3 protein-coding genes are annotated in these 3,705 nt (G+C 66.5%); all 3 read right to left on the bottom strand.

Features of this window, described 5'->3' with window-relative positions; genetic code table 11:
- Positions 1-178: 178 nt before the first annotated feature.
- Positions 179-2,254, bottom strand: coding sequence for a pyridoxamine 5'-phosphate oxidase family protein (locus tag PMN64_RS42405; protein WP_411785052.1), 2,076 nt, complete (start codon positions 2,252-2,254; stop codon positions 179-181).
- Between the two features lie 60 nt (positions 2,255-2,314).
- Positions 2,315-2,929, bottom strand: coding sequence for a glutathione S-transferase family protein (locus PMN64_RS42400; protein WP_411785051.1), 615 nt, complete (start codon positions 2,927-2,929; stop codon positions 2,315-2,317).
- Between the two features lie 209 nt (positions 2,930-3,138).
- Complete coding sequence (locus PMN64_RS42395) at positions 3,139-3,552, bottom strand: Rieske (2Fe-2S) protein (protein ID WP_028341302.1); 414 nt, start codon at positions 3,550-3,552, stop codon at positions 3,139-3,141.
- Positions 3,553-3,705 lie beyond the last annotated feature (153 nt).

Here is a 3,705-nt window from a genome sequence, read left to right as displayed (position 1 = left end):
CCGCCGAAGGCGGGCGTCTCGAAGGATGGCCGCGAGGACGCTGCCCGACAGATTTCTTTCCATATGCGATTGCCCTGCCCGCAAGCGGGAGAGGGCGCGCACCACCTTGCGATTGCCATTCAACCTCATCTCTTAGGCGACCAAGCTGCGCAGGCCGGTGTCCTGCCAGCGCGGCTGATCAGAGATCAAGCTGGATCCGATCCTCGCCGTCGGCCTCCGGCTTCGCCGGCACCGCGCAGCAGATCAGCACCTCGTCATCGGCCACCTCGGCGGCGGGCTGCTTCACATAGGTCACTGCGCCTGCCAGCAATCGCGTTCGGCAGGTTCCGCAATTGCCTTCCCGGCAGCTGAAGGCGGGGCTGAGGCCGCGCGCTTCCGCCAGTTCGAGCAGCGTCCCCGCCTCAGGCGTCCAGCGCGCCTCCTTCAGCGATGTGGTGAAGGCGACCGGGATCGGCGTCGTCGCCGGCGGCCGGCGCGGCGGCGCTGCGGTGACGAGGTCGGGCTTCCGGACCAGCGATGAAGGACCGAAGGCTTCGGCGTGAATCCTGCCGTCGGCAATGTTATAGCCGCGCAGGGCGTCATAGAGCGATTGGGTGAACTGCGGCGGTCCGCACAGATAGAAGTCGTAGTCGTTGAACGGCAGGACGCGCGACAACAGCGCCATGTCGATCCGTCCGGCAGCGTCGTAGTCTGTGCCCTGCTCAGCGCCGTCGACATCGCCGAGGACGCGGATGATCCGCAGCGCGCCGCCGGCGGCATCCACCAGCTGCTGCAATTCATCGCCGAACGCGCGGTCCTGCTTCGCATGCGCGGCCTGGATCAGGGTCGTCGGCCGGATGCCGCGGGTGCGCAGCCCTTCATAGACCACGTGGCGCACCATCGCGAGCAGCGGCGTGATGCCGACGCCGCCGGCGAGCAGCACCGCGGGCCGCTTCTCGCGCGCATCGATCGTGAAGCCACCAGCCGGCGCGCGCGCTTCGATGATGTCGCCGACATGGATGGTGTCGTGGAGATGTTGCGATACGACACCATCGCGCTTCACGCTGATGCGGTACATGCCGTCCGACGGCGCGACCGACAGCGTGTAGGTGCGGATCACCGGCTTGTCGAAACCGGGCAACGAGAGACGGATCGGCAAATGCTGTCCCGCCCGGTGCGGAAGCAGCCCCGCGCCATCGTCCGGCTGCAAATGAAACGAGCGGATCGATCGACTCTCGTCGACGATCCCAGTGACCTTGAACGGCCGCCACTGCGCGGCGCGCTCGGCCGCGCGGATCCGCTCGGCGGCCTGCATCCAGTCGCCGGTCATCAGCGAATTCGGCGACCAGCCTTCGGCCCGGAACGCCCAGCGCAGCGGCAGCGCGCCGCGCCTGCGCACCACACGGCGGGCACGGAAACTCCAGAGCCGTTCGGCGCCCTGAAACGCCCCGATCTCCGGTGAGTCCGGCATCACCTCGGCGTCACCGCTCAGCTGCAGCAAGTCGCCGGTTTCGAAATCGACAAACACCAGCCCGGCCTTGCCGTTGACGAGGATGTTGCCGAGCGTGTTGAAGAACAGGTTGCCGGCGAAATCGGGAATCGTCAGCGTGCCGTCGTCGGCGACGCGGACGAAGCCCGCCCGGCCGCCGCGATGCGAGACGTCGACCTGGCGACGGTCCTCACGCTCGGCATAGGACGCCACGAAGAACGTGTCGGCCGCCTTGATCATGTCGCGCGCAGCCTGGTCGAGCGTCGTACTCGCCTCGATCTCTCCCGCAAAGGGTTCATCCGGCTCGCGCACGAAAGCGAAATCGCGAAGCTGGATATACTGCGCGCAATTGCCAAAGCTCTGATCGAGCTCGAAGCTGAGTGCCTTGCCTGATGCCGCGCGGAGCAACCCGTTCGCGCGGTTGCGGCGCCGCGTATGCAGTTCGATCCCCAACAGTCCGATCGCATCGCCCTCGCGCATGCCTTCGCTGACGGGATCGCCGGCGTCGGGCCGCGCATCGATCTCGAGGCTGCGCGGCGTCGGCGAGGAGATGAAGCCGGGCTTGCCGGTCAGCAGCGAAGCCCAGGCGTCGCCGCTTCGGTCCACGCTGCCGACGACGATGAAGGGAATCTGCGCGAAGAAATCGCGATGCTGGTCGGGCATGAAGTCGCGCACCGCGCGCTGGCCGACGGCGTCCATCTTCTCGGCGACACCAACCCGCTGCTGGATCGCCTTTTCGCCGGCATGCCAGGTCGCGAGCTTGTGCTTGGTTCGTCTGTCGCTCATCGTATCGCCCTCCCCTTCGGGGTTGGACGGGCGCGCCCGACGGCACGCCCGGTCAGCAGGTCACGCGGCCGCCAGACCGACAGGGGTCCTGGCGAAGGCCACGAAGCCCGGCAGCGCCTCGATCCGGCGCAGCCACGCGTTGACGCGCGCATAGGCGGAGAGATCGACATTGCCTTCGGGCGCGCTCGACAGATAGCTGTAGAGCGCAACGTCTGCGATCGTCGGCGCGGTACCGACCAGCCAGTCGCGCCCGGCGAGATGGGCTTCGAGCCGCTTCAGCAGGACATGCGCCCGCGCGATCACGTCGTCCGGATTGTGCTTTGCGCCGAACACGGTGATGAGGCGTGCCGCTGCGGGCCCAAACGCGAGATCGCCGGCAGCAACCGACAGCCAGCGCTGGACCGCGGCGGCGCCCTTTGCATCCTGCGGCAGCCAGTCGGTGCGGCCGAGCTTGGTCGCGAGATAGACCAGGATCGCGTTGGAGTCGGCGATGATGGTGCCGTCATCGTCCAGCACCGGCACCTGGCCGAACGGGTTGAGCACGAGGAATTCCGGCCGCTTCTGCGCGGCGGACTTGAGGTCGACGTCGACAAGTTCGTGCGGAATGCCCAGCAGCGACAAAAACAGGCGCGCGCGATGCGCGTGGCCGGAGAGAGCGAAGTGATAGAGCTTCATGTGCCGTTCCTGATGTGGGGGGACGGGTTCATTCCCGACCGCCACCTCAAGGTGGCCCATTGCAGCGGTTATTATAATTGTCGCGATCTGAACTTCATTATTGCATAATCCGCAACAACCTTATCTGTGTCACGGCCGGGCTTGTCCCGGGCATGACGAGGTCCGCGGCGGCGCGCACGCGGTCGCGCGAACTGCGCAAGCGCGCCGCCTTAAATCTCGACGATCACGTAATTGTCTTCGATATGCACCGGGAACGTCTCGGCGACATACGGCCCCTTCTGCAACTCGGCGCCGCTTTCGACCGCGACCGGATAGGAGCGGATCCTGAACCGCTTGGGATCGAACCAGGACTGGCCGTTGCGCATGTCGAATTCCCAGCCGTGCCACGGACAGCGCAGCATCTCGCCGACGCGGTCGCGCTGATAGATGCCGGGTTCCGGCGAGGTCAGGCGCGCGACGCAGGCCGCCTTCTCCAGCGGCGCGCCTTCATGCGGGCAGCGATTGAGCAGCGCGAAGAACTCGCCATTGACATGGAACACGACGATGTCGCGGCCCTCGAGGCCGAACACCTTGTTGCCGCCGGCCGGAATCTCACTGGTGCGCGCGACGATGTGACGGGTCATTGGAATCCTGGAGGACAATGAGATTAGGTCGGATAGCGACCGCGGTGCGCTCCCTCGCCCCGTTCTTACGGGGAGAGGGTTGGGGTGAGGGGCGATCTCCGCGGATACAGTGACAGATGAGATTGCGGAGGCTCCCCCTCACCCGGAATGCAT

Origin of the sequence: Bradyrhizobium sp. UFLA01-814 (assembly GCF_046718885.1) — a bacterium.
GTDB lineage: Bacteria > Pseudomonadota > Alphaproteobacteria > Rhizobiales > Xanthobacteraceae > Bradyrhizobium > Bradyrhizobium elkanii.
Note: the sequence above shows the minus strand (reverse complement) of the source record. Positions and strands in the feature narration are given on the sequence as shown.